The following is a 1,110-nucleotide window of genomic DNA, read 5'->3' as shown; positions in this document are numbered from 1 at the left end:
GTCGTCAGTTCAAACAACCAATCGGTCACATGGAAGGCGTTGAAGAGCCATTGGCGCGTCTTGGCGGTAATGCATACGTCATGGATGCGGCCAGCAACCTAACTGTTGCAGGTATCGACCTAGGTGAAAAGCCATCAGTTATTTCTGCAATCGTGAAGTACCACTGTACCCACCGCGGTCAACAAAGCATCATCGACGCGATGGACATTGTCGGCGGTAAAGGCATTTGTTTAGGCCCTTCGAACTTCCTCGCTCGTGGCTACCAAGGCTCTCCAATCGCCGTAACGGTAGAAGGTGCAAACATTCTGACTCGTTCGATGATCATCTTCGGTCAAGGTGCGATTCGTTGTCACCCATATGTACTTGAAGAAATGAACGCAGCTTACTCAGAAGCGAGCGACGCGGTTGAGAAATTCGACAAAGCGTTAGCTGGCCACGTGAGCTTTACCATGAGTAACCTCGTTCGCAGTATTTGGTTTGGTTTAAGCGATGGCCTAGGTTCATCGGCACCGACTAAAGATGCAACGAAACGCTACTACCAACAGCTAAACCGTTACAGTGCCAACCTAGCGCTTCTGTCTGATATCTCAATGGCGGTACTTGGTGGTTCGTTGAAACGTAAAGAGCGCTTATCTGCGCGTTTAGGTGACATTCTCAGTCAGCTATACCTAAGCTCCGCGACGCTAAAACGTTTTGAACAAGATGGTCGTCCAGCTGAAGATTTGGCTTTGGTTCACTGGGGTCTACAAGATAGCTTAAAACAAGCAGAAATCGCCGTTGATGAGTTCCTAGCAAACTTCCCGAACAAAGTGATTGGCCGCACACTTCGCGTTCTGATTATGCCATTCGGTCGTGTACGCAAAGCACCAAGTGACAAGCTAGACAGCAAAGTGGCACGTATTCTACAAACCCCAAGTGCAACACGCTCGCGCATTGGCCGTGGCCAGTACCTAGAGCCAACAGAGCACAACCCAGCAGGTAAGATTGAGCTGGCACTGTCTGTGATTCTTCAAGCTGAGCCTGTGTTCGACAAAGTTTGTAAAGCGCAAGGTAAACGTCGTCCATTCCTCCGCTTGCACATGATTGCCCAAGAAGGTCTAGATCAAGGCG

At 49.6% G+C, this 1,110-nt stretch carries 1 protein-coding gene; it reads left to right on the top strand.

Annotated elements, in window-relative coordinates:
• A partial coding sequence (locus tag R7M72_RS25530; RefSeq protein ID WP_318056515.1) for an acyl-CoA dehydrogenase domain-containing protein occupies window positions 1–1,110 on the top strand: 1,110 nt, incomplete at both ends.

It is taken from the genome of Vibrio sp. YT-18 (assembly GCF_033337345.1).
In the GTDB taxonomy this organism is placed as follows: Bacteria; Pseudomonadota; Gammaproteobacteria; order Enterobacterales; family Vibrionaceae; genus Vibrio; species Vibrio alginolyticus.
This window is presented reverse-complemented; position numbering and strand designations above follow the sequence as displayed.